Below are 23,322 nucleotides of genomic sequence, written 5' to 3'. Positions count from 1 at the left end.
CGCCGTGCGAAACACCGCGGACGCCGCTCGTGTGCAGGAGGCAGTCGGGTCCCGCCTCGACGCCCTCCCGGTGGGCCGCTGGCACCGCCGTGTCCTGCTGATCGTCGGACTCGGCTCGTTCTTCAACTTCTTCGAGGTCGCCCTCAGCAGTCTGCTGGTGCCGCTGCTGCCTGGCGGATGGGCGTCGAGCACGACCGACAAGTCGGCGTTGATCGGTGCGACCTTTGCGGGTGAACTGCTGGGAGCCCTGCTGTTGTCCGGGCTCGCCGACCGCTTCGGACGCCGGCGCATGTTCCAGATCAACCTCGTCGCGTACGCGGTGCTGTCCGTGGGTGCCGCTTTCGCACCCGACGCAGCCACGCTCATCGCCTTGCGTGTCCTGCTGGGAATTGGCCTGGGCGCCGAGCTCGCCTTGGTGGACACGTACTTGACGGAACTCATGCCGACGCCCCGGCGCGGTCGGATGATGGCCAGCGCCTACGGGCTCGGGATGCTGGCCGTGCCGGTGGCGGGACTGCTGGCCGCGAAACTGCCGCACAGTCTGGGTGGCGTGGCCGGCTGGAGGTGGCTGATGGCCTTCGCCGCGTGCGGTGCCGTCATCGTGTGGGTACTGCGCCGCCGCCTGCCGGAATCCCCGCGCTGGCTGGCCACCCACCGACCCGGCGAAGCCCTTGACGCCATGACCCGTATCGAGGCAAGCGCCGGACACTCGGCACCCGCCACCGGCATCGAGAACCCCGGCCGCACTGTCGCCTTGCATCCGGTATCCGCACCCCCATCGGCCACCTCAGGCGACCACGCGGCCCAGCTCCGCCTGTGGGGGCCGCAGCTGCGCCGGCGCACGTTGCTGGTGTGTGCGATGGAGGCGCTCGGCCCGATCGGCTTCTACGGCTTCACTTCCATCGCCCCCCTCGTGCTGCTGGACAAGGGGTTCACTGTGGTCGAGTCGCTGACGTACTCGGCGCTCACCGCGCTCGGCTACCCACTGGGATGTCTGCTGCTGATGCAGGTGACCGAACGGATCCAGCGCAGGACCCTGGTGATCGTCTCCTCACTGCTGGTCGCCGTGGCCGGCACGGCCTTCGGCCTGGGCAGCAGTGCGTGGGCAATCGTGTCCTCCGGCCTGTTCACCACGCTCATCAGCGTCATCAACGCGACCGTCTCGCGCGCCTACGGGGCCGAGCTGTTCCCCACCGAGGTCCGCAACACCGCCCTGGGCCGCGCCTACGCTCTCTCCCGACTGGTGGCAGCCGTCCTGCCGTTCTGCACCCTGACGATCCTCCACGCACTCGGCGCGGGCCCCCTGTACCTGATATGCGGCGCGTTGATCGCGCTGATGAGCGTGGCGGTCGCCGTTCTTGGCCCCAAGACCAACGCGGTCCGCCTCGAAGGAATATGACCTCCTGCACCCGCACTCGTATTGACGGCCTGAAGGCGCGTCACCGGATCAGGAAGGCATTCCTGTGAACGGCATTCTCCCGGTTCCTGCGCTCGTCGGCGGCGACCTGGCAAGGGAGCGGCGAGCGCCCTACTGGCCCTCGGGGGAACTGAGCAGCCGGTGGAAATCGGAGCGCCCCTGCGTACGGTGCTCGGCCAGCAAGCGCAGCGCGAGGGCTGGGGCGCCGTCCTCGAAGGCGGTGACGATCCCGTCGTGCTCGGCGAGGATCGTCTCGATCCGCGTGTGGTCGCCGGAGGCGGCCCCGCGGCGGTAGGACAGGGCGCGGTGCGGTTCCAGTGCTTCCCAGAGCTGCCGGATGAAGCGCAGCATCCATTCGTTGTCGCAGCGGTCGAGCAGGGCGAAGTGGAAACTCCGGTTGGCGGAGATCACGCCCTGCACATCTGCTCCGGCGACGGCGGCACGCTGGGCATCCAGCGCGGTGCGCATCGCTGCGATGTCCTCAGGCCGCATCCGGGCCGCCGCGTTCGCCTCGGCCCCGCCCTCCAGGAGTTCCCTGACCCGGAAGATGCCGTCCACGCTGTGGGGGCTGAGCTCGGTCACGGTGTAACCGCGCTGCGGGACGTAGGTGACGATCCCCTCCCCGGCGAGCGTCTTGAGCGCCTCGCGTACGGGGATGACGCTCAGCCCCAGCTCCTCGGCGGCCGCGCTCTGGCGGATCGGCGCGCCGGGGGCCAGGTCGCCGCGGACGATCGCGTCGCGGAGTTCCGCCAGAGCCACAGCCTCGGCGGTACGGGGGAGAGAAGTTCGCTTCAGTGCCACTCGCACATGCTACCCAGCGATCACATAAAAATAGATGTTATAAATTATAATGAGAGACGTGGGAGACCGGACCACTCGTTCTGCCCGATCCGGGCCTACGACATAGGAGGTGAGCGCGGTGTCCGCACCGACGCCAACGACCACTCGACAGCCCACCGACCCCGCCGGCCCCACGGGTCAGCTGGCCACCTGGCTGACCACCACCACGCTGGAACGCATCCCCGCCTCCGTGCGGGAGCGGGCCGCACACCTGGTGCTCGACGGCCTGGCCTGCGCGCTGATCGGCGCCCAGCTTCCGTGGTCACGCACGGCCGTCGAAGCGGTCCTGGGCCTGGAAGGCGCCGGTGACGTCCCGGTCATCGGCTGGGGGCGCACCACCAGCGGCCCGGCGGCCGCGGTGCTGAACGGCACCCTCATCCAAGGCTTCGAGCTGGACGACTACTACCCGGCCGCCCCCCTGCACAGCACCTCCCTGGTCCTGCCCGCGCTGCTGTCCACCGCCTCGCGGCTTCCATCGGTCTCCGGGGCGGAGTTCCTGCGGGCGACGGTTCTGGGCTTCGAGACCGGAACCCGGGTGGGCCTGGCACTGCACGGCTCGCAGATGCTCTCGCGCGGCTGGCACTCCGGTTCGGTTTTCGGCACGCACGCGGCCGCCGCCGCATCCGGGGTGCTGCGCGGCCTGGATGCTGCCGCCTTCGAGGACGCGCTCGGCCTGGCCGCAACGCAGTCGGCGGGTCTCATGGCCGCGCAGTACGAGGCGATGTCCAAGCGGATGCACCACGGTCTGGCCTCCCGCAACGGCTTCTACGCCGCCGGTCTCGCCCAGGCCGGATACACCGGCATCAAGAGGGTCTTCGAGCGCCCCTACGGCGGATTCCTGTCCACCTTCGGTGAAGGCCACGACCCCGACGCCGCCCAGATCACCAAGGACTTGGGCGAGGTGTGGAACACCGAGCAGATCACGGTGAAGATCCACGCGGCGATGGGCGGACTCCACCCCGCCATCGACGCCGCCATCGCCCTGACCGACGGCCGCACGCTGAGAGCCGACGCCATCGAGTCCATCCTCATCGAGGTTCCTGAGGCGATCTACCACCACGGGTGGTGGTACCCGGAGCGCCCCCTGACCACCATCGGCGCCCAGATGAACATCGCCTACGCCACCGCCGTCGCTCTCCTGGACGGTCACGTGCGGCCCGAACAGTTCACGCCCGCCCGGATCGACGCCGACGACGTGTGGCAGCTCATCGGCCGCACCGAGGTGAAGCAGGTCGACGAGCCGCAGGACCCCACCTGGACCCAGCGCGGTTACAACACCCGCCTCACGCTCACGCTGCGCGGCGGCGAGATCCTGACCCAGGCACTCAACCAGCCCCATGGCGGCCCGGACGACCCGCTCACCAACACAGAGATCCGCGAGAAGTGGCAGGCGCTGACCGCCGCTGTCATTGATGCCGACCGGGCCGCGGAGATCGAACGCATCGTCCTGGACCTTGAAGGCCAGGCCGATCTCGGCCGCCTGGTGGAACTGCTCGCCGCACCCGCCCGCAGCGTCCTCGGCTGACCCGTCACGAACTGCGAGGAATCCCCATGTCACTGTCCCCGCACGGAAGTTCCGCCACCGCGGGTGGCCGGCTGCGGTCCCTGCTTGCCCAGGAGAGCCTGATCACCGCCCCGGGTGTGTTCGACGGCCTTTCCGCCCACCTCGTGGCCCGGACCGGTTTCAGCGCCGCATACCTGAGCGGTGCGGGTGTGTCCGTCGCCGGGTTCGGCCTGCCCGACATCGGGCTGCTCACCCAGAGCGAGATGACCGAGCGGGCCCGCATCGTTATCACCGCACTCGACGGCATCCCGCTGATCGCGGACGCCGACACGGGCTACGGCGCGCCGATGAACGTGGCACGCACTGTGCGCGAGTACGAGAAGGCCGGGGTAGCCGCCCTCCACCTGGAGGATCAGGCATTCCCCAAGAAGTGCGGACACCTGCCCGACAAGGAACTCATCGCCCCTGAGGAGTTCACCGACAAGCTCGATGCCGCCCTCCAGGCCCGCACCGACCCCGACCTCGTGATCATCGCCCGCACCGACGCCCGCGGACCCCTGGGCATCGACGAGGCCATCGACCGCGCGGGCCGATACGCCGCCGCGGGCGCGGACGTCCTCTTCGTCGAGGCCCCGCAGAACGTCGAGGAAATCGAGCGCATCGCCGCCGAGGTCGATGCCCCGCTGCTGATCAACATGGTGCAGGGCGGCCTCACCCCCGACACCGCACCCGGCCGGCTCGCCGAACTCGGCTACCGCATCGCCATCCACCCCGGCGCCCTGCTCGCCCCCTACGTGCTGCACGGGCTGGAAGCCCTCGGCCGCCTCGGCGGCACCATGCCCGAGGCCACTCCCGGCCCGCAAGGTCTGTTCGAACTCGTCGGCCTGCGCGAGTGGTCCGCGATCGGCGAGCGCTACCGCGACAACTCAGAGGACGGTGCCTGATGGGCATGACGATGATGGAGAAGATCCTCGCCCGCAAAGCAGGCTTGGAGAAGGTCAGCGCCGGTGACACGGTGGTCTGCGACGTCGACATGACCGTGATGATCGACCTGCAGTTCGCCACCAGCTGGGTCCAGCCCCTGAAGATCAACGACCCGGACAAGGTCGCCGTCATCATGGACCACGCCGTGCCAGCCCCCAACGTGCACGATGCGATCGGCGGCACCCACGCCCGCACCTTCGCCCGCGACTTCCACATAGAGAAGTTCTACGACGTCGGCCGCCACGGCATCTGCCACCAGGTCATCGCCGAGAACGGCCTCGCCCGACCCGGCGAGATCCTCGCCTGCACCGACTCCCACACCTGCGCAGGCGGCGCCTACAACACCGCGGCCAGAGGACTCGGCCCGGCGGAGGTGTACTCGATCCTGTGCACCGGCCAGACCTGGTTCCAGGCCGCACCCACCATCCGCTACGAATTCACCGGTACCAAGCCCGCCGCCGTCTCCGGCAAGGACATCTTCCTGTACATCGCCGGCACCTACGGCGACGCCACCAACCACAACCTCGAGTACGGCGGACCGGGCCTCGCCTCGATCCCCATGAACGACCGGCGCACCATCGCCACTCAAGGCGCCGAGATCTCCGCCGACTTCTCCACCTTCCCCATCGACGCCCTCGCCCGCAACTTCCTCGCCGCACGCGCAGTCGCCCCCGACACGTACGAAGCAGCCGACCCGGACCCGGACGCCACCTACGCCGCCATACGCACCGTCGACCTCGACACCCTCGAACCGCACGTCGCCCGACCCGGCACGGTCAGCCACAACTCCCTGCCCGTCTCGGCGATTGAGAGGCGGCCGGTCAACCAGTGCTTCATCGGCTCCTGCGCGAACGGGCAGCTGGAGGACCTGAAAATCGCGGCCGACATCGTACGCGGCCGCAAGGTCGCTCCGGGGGTGCGGCTGCTGATCACTCCGGCCTCCCAGCGGGTCTACAAAGACGCCATGCGCGCCGGCTACCTCCAGGACCTCGCCGACGCCGGCGCGGTCATCACCAACTCCACCTGCGGCGCCTGCTTCGGCTACCACATGGGCCTGCTCGCCCCCGGCGAGGTCTGCCTGACCTCCTCCACCCGCAACTTCACCGGCCGCATGGGCAGCCCCGAAGCGGAGATCTACATGGCCTCCCCGGCCACCGTCGCCGCCTCCGCACTCACCGGCCACGTCACCGACCCGCGAGGGGAACTCACCTGATGGACACCCTCATCACCGGCCGTGTCTGGACCGTCGGCGACTCCGTCACCACCGACGCCATGTACCCCGCGTTCGCCATGAAACTGCCCGTCCCCGAAGCCGCGAAGCACATCTTCTACGAACTCCGCCCCGGCTGGAGCGACGAGGTCGAGGCAGGCGACATCGTCGTAGCGGGCCGCAACTTCGGCCTCGGCTCCTCCCGCCCCGTCGCTGCCCTGTTCCGTGAACTGGGCATCGCCGCACTGATCGCGGAGGAGTTCAACTCCCTGTTCTTGCGTAATTGCATCAACCACGGCCTGCCCGCCCTCACGGTCCCAGGCGCCACCAAGGAATTCACGGACGGTGACACCGCCCGCCTCGACTTCGCCGAAGGATGGGCCGAGAACCCCGCGACCGGTACCCGCCTGACCGGAGGCGCGCTGCCGCCCCTGGTCCTCGACATCCTCGCCAACGGCGGCATCCTGCCCAAACTCGCGCGCGAAGGGTACATACCCGCTCCGGCCGCACGCGGCCACTGAGCCGTTCTCTCCCCGTCAGGGATCGCACCCTCCTCAATTCAAGGAACCTCCATGCACAGCCAACTCGCTCCCGGCGTCACCCAGATCGCCACCAGCAAGCGTGACAACGCCTTCCTCGTCGACGGCGACGACGGCCTCACCCTGGTCGACGTCGGTTGGTCCAAGGCCCCCGGCGTGCTGCTCCACGCGGTCGCCGCCCTGGGGCGCAAGCCCTCCGACATCCGCCGCGTCGTCCTCACCCACGCCCACCCCGACCACGTACAAGGAGCCGCCGAACTCCGACGCCACACCGACGCACACATCCTCATCCACGACGCCGACCGAGCCTGGCTGGAAGCCGGACGCGTACCGACCCAAGGACGCTCCGGCGCCGTCGGCCGCTTCATCGACCACCTGCCCAAACTCCACTGGACCCCCACCACCGCCGACGGCACCTTCACCGACGGAGACACAGTGGAGGGCAGCGACGGGCTGCGCGTCATCCACACCCCCGGCCACTCACCCGGCCACATCGTGCTGATGCACGAACCGAGCCGGACCATCCTCATGGGAGACGCAGCCTTCAACCGCGGAAAGTTCGCCATCGGCCCCGCCGCACTCGCCGCCGATCCCGGCCTGCGGCCCGGCAGCCTGGCCCGCATCCCCCAGAACCTCAACGCAGTCGGCTTCGCCCACGGCGCCCCCCTGACTGGCAGTGAAGTCCACACCTTCCAGGAGTTCCTCCAGCAATTCCGCACGGAATCCTGAGCCCGGACGCCTCGGCCGGGCATGCGACGGCCGCTCTACAGGCCAAACCCTCTTTCAACACGCAGAACTTGACAGGGAACAGGCCCTATCGACGTACAGCTTGGTCCTCAGCCGGCTCCCGCAGCCGCCCAGCCACAGCCCGCACCGGTACGTGTCGCCCTGGCGGGCGTGCCGGAAGACACGCCATCGCCGACGGATCATCGTCCGTGCCGTATCCGACATGGCGACGACATCACGGCGCGGAATACGACACGACAAAGCGGGACCCTACAAGGATGTAGGTTCCCGTTTCAGACGCCCTGCCATGGCGCTGACCAGTGCTGATGCAGGCTGTCTCGCGCGATGTCCCCGCGAGTTCGCCTCGCTTCCGTGTGCTTTTCCACGCCGTCCGGCAGGGGGTAGACCGCCCGTGTCGCGCTGACCTGGCCTGTCTCACTTCCAGGTCGGACAAGGGACTTCGCTCGCGAGACAAGGACACGGGAGATGAGAACCCGCGCGTGCGCGCTCTCCTCGCCGAGCTGGCCATCGAGCAGGAGAACCAGCTCAACCTGGGCGTGGCCACCGCCGAGTTCCGCAATGCCATCGCGCAGCCCGGCATCGCCGAAGCGTTCGACCGTGACTTCGGGGGTCTCCCCCAGCCCTCTCACACCAGCAGCCGGGCAGCCTGACCTTGCCCATCTGGCTGCATATCGATATCCGGTGGCTCCTTGACCGGCAGGAGGAGCTACTCGGCAAAGCCCTGTCCACCCGTCCTCCGAGTGCGTCCGTGCGTCGGAACCGCTGGTGCCGCCACCCGCACCACCACGCGCACCAGAGATACCCAACGCGCACGCTCCACCTCCTCCGGCGATCAGAAGCGTTTGCCCCAGCCGCTGGCTGAACAAGCCGCTCATACCGCCCCCGCCGGACGGGCCTCCTCCCAGGTCGACAACAACCCGCAGCGTCTCCCTGGGCACGACGACGATGTCCCAGGCGGCGGAACCACCCCGCCCCCAGCGCCGCCTCCACCGCCCCGGCCACCCCAGCAGCGCGCGTTGATCGTGGTGACGCCAGGGGGAACGGTGAAGTTCTCGACGCTGCCGGAATAGTTGAAGCGCCCGATTCCGGAGGGAGGAGCGGCGGCCCGTTCCCGTGCCCCGCGCTCACCAGAGCCCGCTGGGCTCCCTTCCGGCCGCCCGGAGCAGGATGTCCCGCGTGGAACCCATCCCGTACTTGTCGACCTCACTGGAGAGTTCGGCCACGTCCAGCAGGAGCGGCGGGATGTGGACACCGGCGTCCCGGGCCTGCCCGCACAGACCGTTGAGGTCGACCATCATGTCCCGTGTGTCGCGGCCCTGATCCTCGACCGACATCTCTACCAGTCGCCGCCGGAAGCCTTGGGGCGTGGGTTCGAAGGGCAGCGTCGTCGCCCAGCCGAACGAGTGGCACCGCTCCACGAGCGCGCGCAGGGCGGCCTGGACGTCCTCGTCGCCCTCCTCGTAAAGGGAAAGCACGTCCCGCAGCGCCGCCTCGGCCTCCGGCCGGATCCCCGCCTCGTCCAGCGGACATGGGCCTTCCTGCATCTTCCGCATCCAGTCGGGGTCGGTGATATCCACCGGCCTCGTCGCGATGGGCTCGATGCACGCATCGATCACTGCGACCCACTCCTCGAGCTCCGACAGTTCCCCCATGGCGCCCCTTCCCCCCCGTCCGACCAACGGTGGCATGCCGCGGCCCGCCCTCCGCGGCGGGAGGATGAGGCCGTAGGAGCATAGAGCGCCACGGCCCACGGCCCGCTGACGGACCCTCGGCAACGACGATGCGGGCAGAGGGCAGCAAGCGCCGCCGGACGCGAGCCGGACGCCCGGCCCGCTGACCCGGCAGATGGCATTCCGTCACCTCGCAGGCCGTATTTCGTCGATTGCCCATACCGCCACCTCACCACGAACCCACGGCCCGATCCCCCAGAATGTCGGCACCCAACCCGCGGCGGATTCCCCCTGAAGAACCTTCACTTTCCACAGAACCCAAGGGCCTCTAGGCCCTGGTCTCCTACCTCTGACCCACGGTGCGAAGTAGCGACCGGGGTCGCATCACGGCGGTCATGTGCTCCTCATCGCCGCGGTGAGGAACTCCAAGCCGACGTCGCTCGCCTTCAGCTCTTCGGCAGGCATGGCCAGTTCGGTGCCGCAGCCGAGCCGTTTGTGTTCATGGACGACGAGAGAGACTGCGACGCCGGAGGAGCGGATCTCCCCGGCCGGCTTCACGGCGGCCTCCACTTCGGGCCACTGCGTGACGCGGGTGGAGATGCGCTGGTCAGCGTCGTCTTCTCGTCGTGCTCGGTGCCCCACGGTCGAAACTTCAGTTGAGCGGAGCCCACGGGTTCTCCGACATGTGGCGGGGATCACGTCGGGGGGAAAACCTGGGGCCCGGCCCGGGCGTCTAGCCGGTGTGAGATCAGTCAGGAAGGCACCGAGCGCGCTGGACGAGGAGCGTCTCGTCCAATTGGTGGCCAGGGGTGACCGCGCGGCGTTCGAGGAGCTGTACCGGCGCACCGCGCCGTGGATGGCGTTGCGGCTGCGCCGACGAACAGATCGTCGCCGAGGTCATGCAGGAGACGTATCTGGCGGTGTGGCGCGCGGCGGGCGCGTTCGCCGGGTCCTCGGCGGGCGGGACAGCCGCAGGATGGCTGTGGACGATCGCGGCACGCCGCCTCGTGGACGCCTTCCGGCGCAGGGCCCACCACGCCGAGCCGCCGGCGGCCGCCGCTCTCCCCGACGCGGCGCCCGCCGCCGAGGAGGAGGCACTCGCGACGGCCGTCGGCGGTGACGTCGGCGACGCGCTGCGGCGCCTCGCGCCGGAACTCAGACAGGTACTGCAGGCCATGGTGCTCGACGGGCTGTCCGTCCGGGAGACCGCGGTCCTGCTCGGACTGCCCGAGGGCACGGTCAAGACCCGTGCCCGCCGGGCCCGGATCGCGATGCGGGAGGCGCTGGCATGAGCCTGGAACACGCGTCGAAGCGGATCATCGACGGTTACGCACGCGGCGACACGGACATCGCCGCCGACGAGGTGTGGGCCCTGGAGGCCCATCTGGAGGCGTGCGGGGTGTGTCGTGACCGGCTGTCGGCCGCCGTCACTGCCGAGGCGCCCGCCGTGGCGGCGCTGGTCGGCACCGTGTGGTCCGACCTCGAACCCCAGCTGGCCGCCACCGCCACGATGCCGCGCCAACGGCGCTGGTCGGCGTGGCTGTCGAGGTGGATGACGCCCACGATGGTGCCGTGGCTGGCCATGGTCGTGAGCGTGACACTGCTCGCGCTCCTGCTCGACCTGGTCGACACCGGCTTCGGCGAGGTGTCGCTGGTGCTGCTGCTCGCGCCGATCCTGCCCGTCCTCGGCGTCGCGGCGTCGTGGTCGCGCGGCCTGGACCCGGCGTACGAGCTGACGGCCTCCGCGCCGAGGGCGGGACTGTACCTGGTGCTGCGGCGCACGGCGTCCGTGCTCGCCGTGGTCGTCCCCGTGCTGCTGGTGGCCGGATGGGCGACCGGTGTGACGGCCGCGCAGTGGCTGCTGCCCTGTCTGGCCTTCACCTCGACGACCCTGGCGCTCGGCGGTGTCGTCGGCGTGACCCGCGCCGCTGTCGCGCTGGCGGCCGTGTGGGCCGCCGCCGTCGTGGCGCCGACCCTGGCCACCAGCCGTACGACCTTCGCCCTGCAGACGGGCAGCCTGCCCGTGTGGGGACTGGTCCTGGCACTCGGTACCGCTGTCGTGATCGCACGCAGGGGCGCGTACTCCGTGTTGGGAACCCATCGATGACCAACGGAAAGGAACACCACATGATGTCCGCGGTAAGCGCGGCCGACATCGCACCAACGGCCTACGCCTGGCAGATCCAGGCCACCGGACTGAAGGTCAGGGTCGGCAGGAACCGGATGGCCGTCAACGGGCTCGACCTGTCGCTGGGCATCGGCGTACACGGCCTCCTCGGCCCCAACGGGGCGGGCAAGACCACCCTCATCAGGACGCTGGCCACTGTACTGCGCCCCACCGAGGGCACCCTGGAGATGCTCGGCGAGTCCGCGGGCGGGATGGGCGAACACCGGGCGCTGCGCCGCCGGATCGGCTACCTGCCGCAGGAGTTCGGCTACTACAAGCGCTTCACGGTGCGCGAGTTCGTCGAATACATGGCGTGGCTGAAGGAGGTGCCCAAGGCGGACATCCCCGCCGCCGTGCAGCGCGCCGTGGAGAGGGTCGGTCTGGCGGACCGCGCCGACGAGAGGATGAAAGCCCTCTCGGGCGGCATGGTGCGCAGGGTCGGCATCGCCCAGGCCATCGTCAACGACCCGACGATCCTGCTGCTGGACGAGCCGACGGTCGGCCTGGACCCGGCGCAGCGGCTGCGCTTCCGTGAGCTGCTGCAGGAGTTGGGTACGGACACCTGCGTGCTCGTCTCGACCCATCTGGTGGAGGACGTCGCCGCGGCGTGCACCGACGTGGTGCTCTTCGCCGAGGGGCGACTGGTCTTCCAGGGCCCTCCGGACGAGCTGGCCTCGGTGGGCGGCCCCGAGCACGTGGGTGACAGCCCGCTGGAGCGCGGCTACTCGGCGCTGCTGCTCAACCCCGAGCAGGGAAGGGGCACCTGGTGAACGTCCGCGTCCTGCGTATCGAGCTGAAGCGCTCCGTCGCCCCGTGGGCCGGCGCCGTGGTCCTGACGCCGGCGCTGGCGTTCCTGTACCTGATTCCCGGATCGTGGTGGACGGGCACCACGGCGTGGACGGCCCAGTGGACGTCCATGGCCCTGTGGACCCGCTCCCTGCTGTTCTACCTGTGGCCGCTCGCCGTGGGGCTCGGGGCGCTGCAGGGCCTGCGCGACCACCGCTCGAAGATGTCCGAGCTGCTGACGAGCACGCCGCGGCCCGCCCGGCACCGCGCGGCCACGCTGGCGGGCGCGACGGCGATCACGCTGGCCTCGGCCTTTGCGCTCCTCGTCCTCGTGGGCGCGGTTCAGGTGGTCGCCAACACCGAGTACACGCACCTCGGGTGGCTGCCGATCTCGCTGGTAGGGGCACTCTCTCTCGTCGCGGGGGCCGTGCTGGGCATGGGGGCAGGGCGGGCCCTGCCGTCCGTGCTCACGCCGCCCGCGCTGGCCATGGGCGCCTTCGTGTTCACGGCCCTGATGCAGATGTCGTTGGGGCGGACGGAGACGACCACGGCGACGGGGCTCCCGAGCACGGAGCCGAACCGGGTCTCCCTGCTGTCACCGGCGGTGCAGGAGGTGCGCGATGAACTCGTGACGCTCTCCGCCTCCGTGCACGTCGGGCAGACGATCTGGCTGCTCGCCATGGCCGCGACCGGCTTCGCGCTGCTGGTCGCCGCGAGCCCGCGCGCCCGGCTGCTGGCCCTGACGCCCGTCCTGGCGGGCGCGGTGATCGCTCTGCTCGTCCTTCCCTCCGACCCGCGCCGGATCTACGTCGTCGACGAGGCCGCCGCGGAGCTGGTGTGCGACGGCCCGGTGTGCGTGACGAAGACGCAGCAGGCGCGACTCGCCGACCTCGCGGGTCCCGGTAAGGAGGCGCTGCGGCGGCTGCATGGCGCCCTGGGCAGCCAGGCGCCGGTCTCGGTCCGGGAGAACGCCACCGTACTGCCGGAAGGCTCCACCCCGCAGTGGTCCCGCAAGACCGTGCTCTTCGACTTCGACGACGACATCATCGCCGCCGCGAAGGGCGAGGAGCTGACCTGGGCCCTGATCGCCAAAGGCATGGTGCCAGGGTGCTCCCCCGTCGGCTGGAGCAGCTTTGGGGACGATGAATTCGCGCAGACCGTCGCGGTGGGCTGGGTCCTCGGGGACCTCAGGCCGCTTCCAGGCACCTTGTCAGCAAGTTTGCGCCGCGAGGTCGACGCCGAGACCCGCCCGGTGTGGAAGGAACTCAAGGCGCTTCCGTGGTCCGAGCAGCTCTCGCGGATCAAGGCGATGCGCGCCGCCGCGCTCTCCTGCAAGGGCGACGCGTTCGCCGCGCTGAAGGGCGGTGCGTCCCTGTGAGATGGCTGACGCTGTACGCACGCTCCCGTCAGGTACCCGCGTCGCTCGCCGCGGTGGTGATCAGCGCGGTGGCGGTGTGGACACTCGCCCGGGACGACAGCGGGGGGCTCGGTGATCCGCGGCTGCCCGTGCTCGTCCTCGCTACGGGGGCGATGGCAGCCTCGACCGGGCTCAGCGGGCAGGACCTCGCGCTGGACCGGACGGCCGCGGTCCGGTGGGTGCCCCGCAGAGCGGCACACGTGCTGCTCTGCGGCGCGGTCGTCGCCGCGGTGCTACTGACAGTGCAGACGATGGGCGAGTCCATGGCCACCACCGCTTTCGTCGTCCGGGACAGCGCGGGCCTGATAGGACTGGGCGCCCTGGGCGCGGCGCTCTCGGGCGGCCAGTACGCCTGGACGCTGCCGTTCGCCTGGCTCTCGTTCTCGTTCCTTGCCCCGCCCCCGACGAGTGCGCCGATGCGGGTGGCGAGCTGGATGCTGCTGCCGTCCGGCACGGCAGCGGGTACCTGGACGGCCCTGGTCCTCGCGGTTGCCGGCACCGCGGCCTACGCCATCGCGGGACCGAGACGGTGACGACCGCAGCGCGGTCGCGTGCGGCATGCGCACGCATCGGATCGAGCACCCACTACGCGGCCTTGTTCATTTCGGCCCCGAGTGGGAGGTCTGCAAGGTGCGCGGCAAGGTCTTCATGATCATGGCCGAGGTGCCGGGGCGCCCCGTCGTGATCCTGAAAGCCGATCCCGGCGACGCCACGAACGGGAGGAGCCCAGTGAGGGCTGCACACGCGGCCTGTGCTGCGGCAATGCCGAAGTTCAGGTTGCACAACGACAACGAGAAGATACTCGGGGTCTGGGTCGAGCCCTTGGGCGAGGACTTCTGGACAAAACCCAAAGAACAGTTCACGATCAGCACCGCCACCGCCCAGGGCGTGGACCCCCACGAAGCACCCTTCGACGTCGTCTTCCACGACCAAGGTGTCAGCGTCCACGTGAACATCGGCGACGAGGCCGTCGTACGTGACCAGTCCGGCACTGAAGCGGCCTGCGGCCACCAGCAGCCCCTCGAAGTCCTGCGGGCTTGGACCGAGGCGGCTGAAGCCGCCGCTCAGCGAACCGCCGAATCATCATCCACACTCCGTGAGATGACTCGCGAACATGCAGAGTCCGTGCGCCGCGGAACTCACACAAGCCGAAGCCACCAAGCAGGCACAAGAACTTCGACCGTCACCATGACCACACAGGTCACTGGTCGAACGGCAAGTTGAGTACCTGTTTGATCACCGCGTGTTCGTAGGCTTCGAGCGCGGGTCGTTCGGCTCCGAGCTGGTAGCCCTCCTGGCCTGTCCAGCTCAGGGGCGGCTACCCACGTTCGGTAACGACGTCGTACAGCCAGGCGAACCCTGCCCGCACCTGGCTCGGGGACAGTTCGCTCGCGCGGACCAGCTGGGGGAACAGCAGCAGGCCGCCGGGTGTGGCCTCGGACAGGACGAACCGGAGGGTGTCCGAGTGCCGCTGAACGCCGTCGCCGCGGCGCCGTGATGGGCGGGGCCCATCACTCGACCCGCCTCGGGGGCCTCAGCCGTCTCGTGGGACATACCGAAGTCTGGAAAATGACGGCCACAGAATGATCACGTGGCGGACCGACGACGGGGTCCAGCTACAGGCCCGCTCCGGACGCGACGTCACCGCCGCATGGGGAGACCTCGCTCTCGCCGGGCACCACCTCCAGGCCGGGACCGTTCTCGACGGCGAGGCCGTCATCACCACCGAGGACGGCCGGATCAGCTTCGAGGCCGCACAAGCCCGAGCCGCCTCCTCCCCCGCCCGCGCCCTCCGGCTCGCCGCCCAACACCCCGCGCACTACATCGCGTTCGACACCGTCAACTGCCGTCCAGCGATGCCCGGCCGCGCCCGTACAGAGAGCGCCGCGCAACCCTCCTCAAACTCCTGGCAGGCCTGCCCGCAAACTCCCCGATCCAGGCCGTCTCCGCCACCAGCGACCGCAACACCGCACTCACCTGGTGCAGCGCCCTCCACAACGAGCACGGTTGTTTACGCACAACTGCCGTGTCTCGTAAGGAGCGTGGGGGCTAGGGCTCGAACGCGTTTGTGGGGTGTGGTGCGCTGTGTCCCGTCCCTAGGGTCGGGGGCATGGAGCTGGCGTTCTACTCCAGTGAGGGCTGGGAGTCCTGGGGGTTGTCGGGGAAGCCGACGATCCCCGAGGGGATGGCGTTCCTCGTCGACGACGACCTCCTGCTTGAGGACGGCCACGGGGTGCGTGCGACGGCTGTGGCGAACGAGTGGTGGCGGCTGCGGCCGACGGAGAACTGTCCGGCGCCGTCGTCATGGGGTACGTACGCGCGGATCCTGCGGGACTGGATCGTGGCAGCCCAACTGCACGGGGTCGAGGTCTTCGACACCCGGGACCGGCTGAAGGGCCTGCTGAGCACGTACGCGGTGGACCGGGCCACGGGGGACTCCAAACAGCGGCTGGGCGCGGTCACGTGGAATCAGCACATGAGCGTGCTGGGGATGTTCTACCGGTGGGCGATGGCCGAGCAGTACGCCACGGCGGTGCCGTTCACCTATGAGCAGGCGGTGATGCTCTACGCCGAGACCGTCCGCGAAGTCCTGGTCAATCAGGCGCGGCGGCGGGTCCCGAAGGCCCACGTGACGATCAAGTACCTGGAGGACGACTTCGCGACGACGTTCATCAACGGCCTGGCGGGCCTGCGGCCGGACGGGAGCGAGGACGAGGGGCCGGGCCGGTATCGCGAACGGCATCTGGCCCGCAACAGCGCGATGGGCGAGCTCGTGATGTCGTCTGGTCCACGGCTGCAGGAGTTCTCCTACCTGCTGGTCTGCGAGGTTCCGCCGCTTCCGGTGGCGCCGCGGCTGATGCCGATCGCGTTCCCGCTGCCGGAGGCGATCACCAAGGGCAGCAAGTTCCGTGTCACCTGGACCTCGTACTCCGCGCTCGCTCGCGGGCACTCCTACGTCTCCTTGGAACGCATGCCGGCCTGCGAAGGGTCGGTGTGGCGGCCGCCGAAGCGGTGGGGTGCTCCGCTCATGGTGAGCGAGATGGACAGCCGCGGAGGCCGGGTCAACGGGCGGCGCGTGCAGTGGCATACGCTGCGGCCCGCCGATCGCCTCCGCCTGGTGGCCCCCGACGGTGGCTCGATGCTGCTGGCCGTGCGGTCCGATGGAAGCCCGTTCACCGCCTGGTCCACGGTGTTCGAACGGACGGCCCGCCGGATCCGCGAGCGGTTCGAGCCGCGCTTCCCGCACGTGCACCCGCACTGCTGTCGGCACACGTTCGCGATGGCCACGATGGAACGGCTGGTGGCCGGGTTCTACGAGCAGGCCGCGCGGCTGTCGGCTGCGGGCAGCGACGCCGACGCGGCCCTGTCGCACTACCTGACGACGACCGAACCGCTCCTGGTCCTGCGGGACCTGCTCGGCCATTCCTCGGTGCTCACCACGGAAAAGTACCTGCGACGCCTGGACATGCTGCGGATCTTCCGCGAGCACTACGTGGAGTCCGGACGCCGTTGGGGGCTGCTCGATCACGAGGTGGCGCAACGAGAGACGGACGACGAGTTCGCCGACGCCAGTCACGAGGTGGGTGTCTGATGCCCGCCACGGTGACGGAGCAGCCCCTGGGCCTGGACTGCGTGTTCCTCGAAGGGAGTCGGGCACAGTGCCTGCTGCGTGAGGATGTGCTGCCGGTGCTGGCACGGCAGCTGCTGCGGGCCCTGGCGGATCTGGTCGTCCCGCACGGCGGGCTCGGCACCGCGGGCACGGTCAAGGGACGCCTGACCGCGATCCATCAACTACTGTGCGGCCTACATCAGTTGGGTTTCATCTGGGACGCGAGCGCCCTGACGCGCACGGTGCTGGCCGAGTACTGGATGGGCCGGGACAACCGGCATGAGGCGCATGACCGGGGACTGCTGCGACGTCTGGACGACCTGGAGCATGTGCTGGCTCCGGACGTGCGACACATGGTGGACGGACGGACCTTTCATCCACGGCTGAACCGCAACCGGCGCCCGTTGCCTGCCTACTCGGCACGGGAGTGGAAGGAGCTGACCGCGTCGGCGGAGTACGCGGTGGTGCAGGCGTGGGAAGCGCACCGGCAGGCGCTGCGGGACGCGGCGCGGGGTGGGGAGTTGTCCGACCGGCTGTCGCGGGAAAACATCCAGTTCTCTCTGCTGCACCACGGGCCGCAGGCCCTGGGCCGAGCCGCCCGCAACGGCCGCCCGGGACGTATGTGGCGGGTGGGCGACGTGTATCCCGATGGCGCCCACGAGGCGGTGTCCGCCTTGTTCCCCAGGGCCTCGGTGGCCTTCGCCTACCGCCTGTTGTTCGGGATCCGTACCGGGATCGTGCCGGACGGACTCGCCGACCTGGGTCTGGGGGATGTGCGCTGGAGCGGGGACGTGGCGGTTCTGCTCGACTACGTCAAGGGCCGCACCGGCAAGGAGTCGTTGACCCTGTCCCGGCCGGCGGTGCGCGTGCTGAAGCAGTGGCTGAAGCACACGGACGTCGCCCGGCGGTTCGCTCCGCGCGAGCTGCGCGAGCAGTTGTGGCTGCGCTACTGGCCGGGAGACGGCAGTGGCTGGTCGGCGGGCCGGTTCGAGAACTCCGCGCGGGCCACGTGGGTCCGCGACCATCAGCTCGTCGACGATGCCGGGCGGCCGCTGCGGATCCACCTGCACCGGATCAGGACCACCGTCGAGGCGTCACGAGACCGGACATCCTGGCGTGGCAGCAGCCGGGCCACGATCGACCCCAACCACACCCCGGCAGTGGAGGGCGATCACTACCTGGCCGGGCAGAGCCCGGCGCAACGGACCGCCACCGAGAACGTGATCGAGGATGCCCAGCGCGACCTGGTCCGCCGGGCCCATGCACAGCCCGTGGTGATCGCCGCTCACGAGGACCTGGCCTCCTTCGTCCGTGACTTCCCGCAGGCGGCCCGGCAGCTGCGACTGGACGATATGGCGCTGGCCGAACTGCTGGGCGGCGAGCGGGATGTGTTCGCGGCAAGCTGTGCGGATCAGCTGTCGGGGCTGCACGGTCCGGCGGGGCAGCCGTGTCCGGCGCGGCCATGGGTGTGCCTGCTGTGTCCGCTGGCCGTCTTCTCGCCCCGCCACCTGCCCAACCTGATGCGGCTGCGGGCGTACTTCGCCAGGCAGTGGCGCCTGATGCCCGCCGCAGCGTTCCTGAGCGTCTTCGGCCCGTACGCCCAGCGGCTGGACGAACTGCTCACACCGGACTGTTTCGAGGAACGCGCCCTGCAGCACGCCGCCCAGCAGGTGACCGGCCTCGACAGCGAACTGCCCCTGCGACCCGAGGAGTACACCGAATGGTCGTCGAAGCCGCGCGAGCGCGGCCGGAGCCCGCGTTCGACGGCGCGGACATCTGCACCGTCGCGGGGCTGCCGGTTCGGCGCGGACAGCACGGTCCCCGCTTCGAGCAGGACCGCTGGGACTTCACGGTGGTCGACCAGCTGCCCCGCTCAATCCCCCGCGGCGTGCTGATCTGGAACTTCGACGAGATCCGCAATCCCCGCTGGCGCGTGCTGGCCAAGGAGTACCTGACGGCCTTGTGCGCCCCCGGCCACGAACGCGTCCGCGTCCTTGCGGCCGCCCACCGAGTACCGCGCACGGTGCGGACCTGCCACGACCGGTTCCAGCAGCTGACACGGTGGCTGAACTGCCTGACCACGCAAGGCGTGACGTCCCTGGCGGAGGTGACCCAGCATCACTGCACCGTGCACCTGCAGCACCGGTGCGCCGGCCGGACCGGGGACGAGCCGGCCAGGCCCGCACAGCTGACAGTGGTGCAGGTACTGCAGGAACTCGCCGACTACGGCGAACTGTTCACCACCGACCACTATCCGAGCGGCCTTCGCCCCTGGGACAGACAGTTGGCTCACGTGGTCGCCGGGGTGTCGAAGAACAGCGGGGAGAACAAGACGCCCCCGGCCCGCGCCGAGGTGATGGCCCCGCTGCTGACCGCCACCTTGTTCCTCATCCACACCCTCGCACCCCGGGCCCTGGCCCAGGCCAAGATCTGCGACGCCCCGCGGCCCCAGCCACCGGGCCCCGTCCGCACCGCCACGACGGCCCACTTCGAGCAGGCCGTCCGCGCCCACCTGGTCAGCGGGGAGCCGTTCGAGCAGGATGAGGACCGGTCGGTCCGCCACAAGCTCACCCATGGATGGGACCGGGCGGACCCGCTACTGAAGGTCAACTTCGCGGCACTCGCCCTGGAGGGCGGCGTGCGCAGCCGCAGCGGCCACCCTTTCCGTCCCGGACCCGGCTTCCTGCGCGACCCGCGCACCGCAGCCGTCCGTCCGCTGCTGGAGCAGGCCATCGCCGAGGTGGGTGTCAAGCCGCGCTGGGGCCGGGGTGCGGAACTCATCGACCGCGCGGACGGCGCCGGTGCGGTTGCCTGGACGCTGCCCATCACGCAGGACGGCCTGGCGCGACTGCTCAGCCACGTCCGTACGGCCCGCATCCTCACGATCGCGGCACTGAGCGGCATGCGCACCAGCGAGCTGATCGAACTCCCCCTCGACTGCCAGCTCGCGCCCTGCTCCTACGGTCCGAACCGGGTGCGGCACCGCCTCAAGAGCAAGGTCATCAAGCACCGCGGCCACGGCGGGAGTTGGGACGAGTGGGTGGTGGTGCCCGAGGCGTACGAGGCTGCCGGCATCGCGCGCGAGCTCGCCGACCCGGGCGCCGCGCACCTGTTCCCCGCCCACCTGGATCTGTGCCGCCGCTAACTGGAGCTGCGGGAGTGGGTCAACGGCGGCGAGGGACAGCGCCTGGGGCTGCCCCATCTGCCTGACGATGTCCTGACCCCGCGCATCCTGCGACGCACCCTGGCGGTCGAACTCGCCCACCGGCCCGGGGGCTTGTTCGCGGCGAAGCTGCAGCTCAAGCACCTGTCCGTCACCACCACCGAGGGGTATGCGAACCGTCCCGGCGGAGCACAGGCCCTCTTCCTGGCCGAGGTCGGCAAGGAAGAGGAGTCCCGCAATCAGACGCTGACCCTGCGGGCGTTCCGCGACTATCAGGCCGGGCGTCGCCCCTCCGGCCCCGGGGCCCGGGACCTGCTGGCGTTCTTCGCCAGTGTCGAGCGCCAGCTGGAAGAGCTGGACGTGACGGCTCCCACGGTCAAGCGCAGCGATCAGGAACTGCTCAACCTGCTGGCCAGACGGGTCGGCGCCCTGCACCTGGGGCTGGCGAACTACTGCTGGTTCCTCGACCCGGGCAAGGCCCTGTGTCTCACCCTCGCCCGCAGCGCCGAGCGAGACCGGCCGCTGGCCGGGATGTGCGACTCGGCCCGCGGCCCGCAGGCCACCCATCACTCCTGCCACCGTGAGGTATGGGCGAGCTCGGCAGCCACCAGCTGGGCCTTCATCAGCAAGATCGGACGCGGCCAGAAGAACGAGCGAGCCCGGCTGGTCGTCGAGGCCGAGCGCGCCGAACGCATCGTCGCCGGGATCGACGCCGCGGACCGCGGAGAGATGCATGGGACAGATCAGTAGCAGCGAACGCCGGCGCAACGAGGAAGCGATCCGGGCCGCCATGGACCGCCTCCTGCGCGGCGAGCTTCCGCCCGGCGGACGCTGCGACCTCAAGACGCTGGCCGCGGAGGCCGGGATCAACCGCACCGGGTTCTACTCGAAGAAGAACCCCAACGGCACTGTGCGGGAGGGCCCGTACCAGCATCTTGCCAAGGACTTCGTACGCCGCCTGAAGGCACTGCACGAGGCGGGCACCCTCCCGGACCCCCGGGATGCCCAGATCGCCCGTCTGAAAGCCGAGATCGACGCACTGCGGGAACATGCGGCTCGTCAGAGCGAGGCGATCGAGAAACTGAGCGAGTTCAAGATCCTCGCGCTGTCCCGCATCGCCGCCCAGCACGAAGAGATCATCCGGCAGCGCAGTCCTCAGGCCGCTACCGGCACGCCAACTCGGGCCCGCCTCGCTGCTGTTCCCCGCGGCGGCCAGACCATCGGCTCCTGCAGCTGACGTACCGGCGAGGCGTCACTGCACGGGAAGGAGATCGGCGAGCAGAGTGCGGACGCGCGCCTCGATCTCGTCCCGGATCGAGCGGACCGCCTCGACGCCCTGACCAGCCGGGTCGTCGAGCTTCCAGTCCCGATACTGCTTGCCCGGGAAGACCGGGCAGGCATCCCCGCACCTCATCGTGATCACCACGTCGGACGCCTGGACCGCCTCGATGGTCAGCACCTTGGGCACCTCGGCGGACAGATCGATCCCGGCCTCGGCCATCGCCTCGATGACCGCCGGGTCTCGGCCGGGGCGGACCCGGCCGAACGGACCTCCACCCGGCCGGTGGACAGGTGCGTGAGGAAGGCGGCGGCCATCTGGGAGCGTCCGGCGTTGTGCACGCACACGAACAGCACGGACGGCTTGCCGGAGACGGTTTCACACACGAGCGGTTCCTTCTTCGAGGGCAGCCGACTGGCCGGTCACCGGGGCGGGTTGAGAGAAGAAGCGGCAGGCGGCAAGGGCGACATAGACGAGCCCGATCAGCACCGGCACCTCGATGAGCGGACCGACCACGCCCGCCAGTGCCTGGCCGGAAGTCGCGCCGAAGGTGGCGATCGCCACCGCGATGGCGAGTTCGAAGTTGTTGCCCGCGGCCGTGAAGGCCAGCGTGGTCGCCCGCGGATAGTCCAGGCCGACGGTCTTACCCAGGGCCATGGACCCGGCCCACATGAGCGCGAAGTACACCAGCAGCGGCAGCGCGATCCGCACCGCGTCGAGCGGCCGGGAGGTGATCGCCTCACCCTGCAGCGCGAACAGCACGACGATCGTGAACAGCAGCCCGTACAGGGCGAACGGCCCGATCCTGGGGATCAGTTCGGTCTCGTACCAGGTCCGGCCCCGGGCCTTCTCGCCCAGCCGGCGGGTCAGGAACACGGCGATCAGCGGGATGCCGAGGAAGGTGAGCACGCTGCGGGCGATCTCCCACACCGATACGTCCAGGGTGGTCTGTTCCAGTCCGAGCCAGCCGGGCAGGACCGAGAGATAGAAGATCTACCATCTTGATTCCGCTGGTGAGGGTGCTGGTGTGGCAGGGTTCGTAGGCGCTCGTGCTGGTCGTGTGCGGGTGTCTTGGGTGTAGATCGTTCGTCAGGGTGGTTCGTGGGCTGTTCCGGCTCGTGGTGGCCGGTGCGGTTCCTACGCTGGAGTGTCATGACGGATGAGGGGATGCTGGAGCGGATCGCCACGCGTCGTGCCGAGCTGGACCTGCTGGAAGAGGAGCTGGTCAAGCAGCTGGCCGATGTGCGGGTCGAGCGTGATGAGCGTCGAGCACCTGAAAGCGGCCGGCCTCGGCGCCCTGGCCGACCTGGGCTTCCTCGGCCTCGGCAAGGACTGCAACGACCAAGTCGTCGTCACCGGCTACAAGGCCACCCGCACCCGCAAGCTCACCACCGGCCGGAAGACCGCCAACCGGATCATCGCCGCCGGCCGCGCCCCCGTCGAGCACGGCTTCGCGCACCTGAAGACCTGGCGCATCCTCACCAAACTCCGCACGAGCCCCGCCCGCGCCACCAACCTGCTCCGCGCCCTGCTCGTCCTGACGAACCTCGAACTCGACCGCTGACAGACGATCAAGACCGAAGACAGCCGCCCACGACCAGCACGAGCACCCACGAACCCCGCCACACCAGCAGCTGCACCAGCGAAAACCAAGATGGTGGATCTTCAGTGAAGATCCGACTGGACCTCGGTCAGTCGATGCCTTCGACGATGCGGAAGTCGCGCTCGACGCCGTCGGAGAGGGCGACCAGCGCCTCCTGGTAGGCCGCACTCTCGTGCGCCGCGACGGCCTGCTCGAAGCTGTCGAACTCGATCAGGACGGTGCGCTCGGCGATTCCGGCATCATGCGCCACGACCCGACCGCCACGGACGAAGGTCCGACCGCCCCCGGCCTTGACGGCCGGAGCGGCCAGCTTGTTGTAAGCAGCCAGCTTCTCAGGGTCTGAAATGGTGCGGTAGACGCTGACCCAGTAGCCCTTGGGCATGGAA

At 69.7% G+C, this 23,322-nt stretch carries 21 protein-coding genes and 4 pseudogenes; 19 read left to right on the top strand and 6 right to left on the bottom strand.

Features of this window, described 5'->3' with window-relative positions:
* Positions 1–4 precede the first annotated feature (4 nt).
* Positions 5–1,399 (top strand): MFS transporter, encoded by a 1,395-nt coding sequence (locus ACFVWD_RS12280; protein ID WP_389595524.1) that lies wholly within the window; start codon positions 5–7, stop codon positions 1,397–1,399.
* A gap of 129 nt (positions 1,400–1,528) precedes the next feature.
* Here the strand turns inward: ACFVWD_RS12280 and ACFVWD_RS12275 are convergent, their stop codons facing one another.
* Positions 1,529–2,218, bottom strand: a complete 690-nt coding sequence (locus tag ACFVWD_RS12275; RefSeq protein WP_389595522.1) for a GntR family transcriptional regulator — start codon at positions 2,216–2,218, stop codon at positions 1,529–1,531.
* A gap of 118 nt (positions 2,219–2,336) precedes the next feature.
* Between ACFVWD_RS12275 and ACFVWD_RS12270 the strand changes: the two genes are divergently transcribed.
* From ACFVWD_RS12270 to ACFVWD_RS12245, 6 genes are all read left to right on the top strand, one after another.
* Positions 2,337–3,782, top strand: coding sequence for an MmgE/PrpD family protein (locus ACFVWD_RS12270; RefSeq protein WP_389595520.1), 1,446 nt, complete (start codon positions 2,337–2,339; stop codon positions 3,780–3,782).
* Between the two features lie 26 nt (positions 3,783–3,808).
* Entirely contained in the window at positions 3,809–4,705 is an 897-nt protein-coding gene (locus tag ACFVWD_RS12265) for an oxaloacetate decarboxylase (protein ID WP_389595519.1), read from the top strand.
* Positions 4,705–5,958 (top strand): aconitase/3-isopropylmalate dehydratase large subunit family protein, encoded by a 1,254-nt coding sequence (locus ACFVWD_RS12260; protein ID WP_389595517.1) that lies wholly within the window; start codon positions 4,705–4,707, stop codon positions 5,956–5,958. Before ACFVWD_RS12265 ends, ACFVWD_RS12260 begins: the two co-directional genes overlap by 1 nt.
* The gene (locus ACFVWD_RS12255) at positions 5,958–6,476 is read left to right on the top strand and encodes a 3-isopropylmalate dehydratase (RefSeq protein WP_389595515.1); all 519 of its coding nucleotides are present in this window, start codon (positions 5,958–5,960) and stop codon (positions 6,474–6,476) included. The genes ACFVWD_RS12260 and ACFVWD_RS12255 overlap by 1 nt, the downstream gene beginning before the upstream one ends.
* Positions 6,477–6,527: 51 nt before the next feature.
* Positions 6,528–7,223 (top strand): MBL fold metallo-hydrolase, encoded by a 696-nt coding sequence (locus ACFVWD_RS12250; RefSeq protein ID WP_389595513.1) that lies wholly within the window; start codon positions 6,528–6,530, stop codon positions 7,221–7,223.
* A gap of 497 nt (positions 7,224–7,720) precedes the next feature.
* The gene (locus ACFVWD_RS12245) at positions 7,721–7,891 is read left to right on the top strand and encodes a hypothetical protein (RefSeq protein WP_389595511.1); all 171 of its coding nucleotides are present in this window, start codon (positions 7,721–7,723) and stop codon (positions 7,889–7,891) included.
* A 474-nt stretch (positions 7,892–8,365) separates the two neighbouring features.
* On the opposite strand, the gene ACFVWD_RS12240 is transcribed toward ACFVWD_RS12245, so the two are convergent.
* Both ACFVWD_RS12240 and ACFVWD_RS12235 read right to left on the bottom strand, forming a co-directional pair.
* Positions 8,366–8,893 (bottom strand): hypothetical protein, encoded by a 528-nt coding sequence (locus ACFVWD_RS12240; RefSeq protein ID WP_389595509.1) that lies wholly within the window; start codon positions 8,891–8,893, stop codon positions 8,366–8,368.
* Between the two features lie 411 nt (positions 8,894–9,304).
* The gene (locus ACFVWD_RS12235) at positions 9,305–9,553 is read right to left on the bottom strand and encodes a hypothetical protein (protein ID WP_389595507.1); all 249 of its coding nucleotides are present in this window, start codon (positions 9,551–9,553) and stop codon (positions 9,305–9,307) included.
* Between the two features lie 100 nt (positions 9,554–9,653).
* Between ACFVWD_RS12235 and ACFVWD_RS12230 the strand changes: the two are divergent.
* The 11 genes and pseudogenes from ACFVWD_RS12230 (at position 9,654) to ACFVWD_RS12180 (ending at position 21,291) form a co-directional block, all read left to right on the top strand.
* Positions 9,654–10,203, top strand: a pseudogene (locus ACFVWD_RS12230) (RNA polymerase sigma factor).
* Positions 10,200–11,018: a zf-HC2 domain-containing protein gene (locus ACFVWD_RS12225; protein WP_389595506.1), complete on the top strand. Its 819-nt coding sequence runs from the start codon at positions 10,200–10,202 to the stop codon at positions 11,016–11,018. Before ACFVWD_RS12230 ends, ACFVWD_RS12225 begins: the two are co-directional and overlap by 4 nt.
* Positions 11,015–11,848 carry an ABC transporter ATP-binding protein gene (locus ACFVWD_RS12220; RefSeq protein WP_389595504.1) on the top strand — a complete coding sequence of 278 codons (834 nt, stop codon included), beginning with the start codon at positions 11,015–11,017 and terminating at the stop codon, positions 11,846–11,848. Before ACFVWD_RS12225 ends, ACFVWD_RS12220 begins: the two co-directional genes overlap by 4 nt.
* On the top strand, positions 11,845–13,242 hold the full coding sequence (locus ACFVWD_RS12215) for a hypothetical protein (RefSeq protein ID WP_389595503.1): 1,398 nt from the start codon (positions 11,845–11,847) through the stop codon (positions 13,240–13,242). The genes ACFVWD_RS12220 and ACFVWD_RS12215 overlap by 4 nt, the downstream gene beginning before the upstream one ends.
* Positions 13,239–13,814: a hypothetical protein gene (locus ACFVWD_RS12210; protein ID WP_389595501.1), complete on the top strand. Its 576-nt coding sequence runs from the start codon at positions 13,239–13,241 to the stop codon at positions 13,812–13,814. The genes ACFVWD_RS12215 and ACFVWD_RS12210 overlap by 4 nt, the downstream gene beginning before the upstream one ends.
* Before the next feature lie 97 nt (positions 13,815–13,911).
* Positions 13,912–14,505: a hypothetical protein gene (locus ACFVWD_RS12205; protein ID WP_389595661.1), complete on the top strand. Its 594-nt coding sequence runs from the start codon at positions 13,912–13,914 to the stop codon at positions 14,503–14,505.
* A gap of 359 nt (positions 14,506–14,864) precedes the next feature.
* Positions 14,865–15,059 (top strand): annotated as a pseudogene (locus tag ACFVWD_RS12200) (DNA ligase); the annotation flags it as partial.
* 332 nt (positions 15,060–15,391) lie between these two features.
* Positions 15,392–16,873, top strand: a complete 1,482-nt coding sequence (locus tag ACFVWD_RS12195; protein ID WP_389595500.1) for a site-specific integrase — start codon at positions 15,392–15,394, stop codon at positions 16,871–16,873.
* Positions 16,873–18,786, top strand: a complete 1,914-nt coding sequence (locus ACFVWD_RS12190; RefSeq protein ID WP_389595498.1) for a hypothetical protein — start codon at positions 16,873–16,875, stop codon at positions 18,784–18,786. The genes ACFVWD_RS12195 and ACFVWD_RS12190 overlap by 1 nt, the downstream gene beginning before the upstream one ends.
* A gap of 1,382 nt (positions 18,787–20,168) precedes the next feature.
* Entirely contained in the window at positions 20,169–20,804 is a 636-nt protein-coding gene (locus tag ACFVWD_RS12185) for a hypothetical protein (RefSeq protein WP_389595496.1), read from the top strand.
* Positions 20,788–21,291 (top strand): hypothetical protein, encoded by a 504-nt coding sequence (locus tag ACFVWD_RS12180; protein ID WP_389595494.1) that lies wholly within the window; start codon positions 20,788–20,790, stop codon positions 21,289–21,291. Before ACFVWD_RS12185 ends, ACFVWD_RS12180 begins: the two co-directional genes overlap by 17 nt.
* Before the next feature lie 15 nt (positions 21,292–21,306).
* Here the strand turns inward: ACFVWD_RS12180 and ACFVWD_RS12175 are convergent.
* Both ACFVWD_RS12175 and ACFVWD_RS12170 read right to left on the bottom strand, forming a co-directional pair.
* A pseudogene (locus tag ACFVWD_RS12175) lies at positions 21,307–21,650 on the bottom strand (arsenate reductase ArsC).
* Between the two features lie 61 nt (positions 21,651–21,711).
* Positions 21,712–22,323, bottom strand: a pseudogene (locus ACFVWD_RS12170) (arsenic resistance protein); the annotation flags it as partial.
* A gap of 268 nt (positions 22,324–22,591) precedes the next feature.
* Here ACFVWD_RS12170 and ACFVWD_RS12165 point away from each other — a divergent pair.
* On the top strand, positions 22,592–22,897 hold the full coding sequence (locus ACFVWD_RS12165) for a transposase family protein (RefSeq protein ID WP_389595492.1): 306 nt from the start codon (positions 22,592–22,594) through the stop codon (positions 22,895–22,897).
* Between the two features lie 127 nt (positions 22,898–23,024).
* Here the strand turns inward: ACFVWD_RS12165 and ACFVWD_RS12160 are convergent, their stop codons facing one another.
* Positions 23,025–23,318 (bottom strand): DUF1330 domain-containing protein, encoded by a 294-nt coding sequence (locus ACFVWD_RS12160; protein WP_060897481.1) that lies wholly within the window; start codon positions 23,316–23,318, stop codon positions 23,025–23,027.
* Between the last annotated feature and the right edge of the window lie 4 nt (positions 23,319–23,322).

Source organism: Streptomyces sp. NPDC058086, assembly GCF_042885015.1.
Classification (GTDB): Bacteria; Actinomycetota; Actinomycetes; order Streptomycetales; family Streptomycetaceae; genus Streptomyces.
Note: the sequence above shows the minus strand (reverse complement) of the source record. Positions and strands in the feature narration are given on the sequence as shown.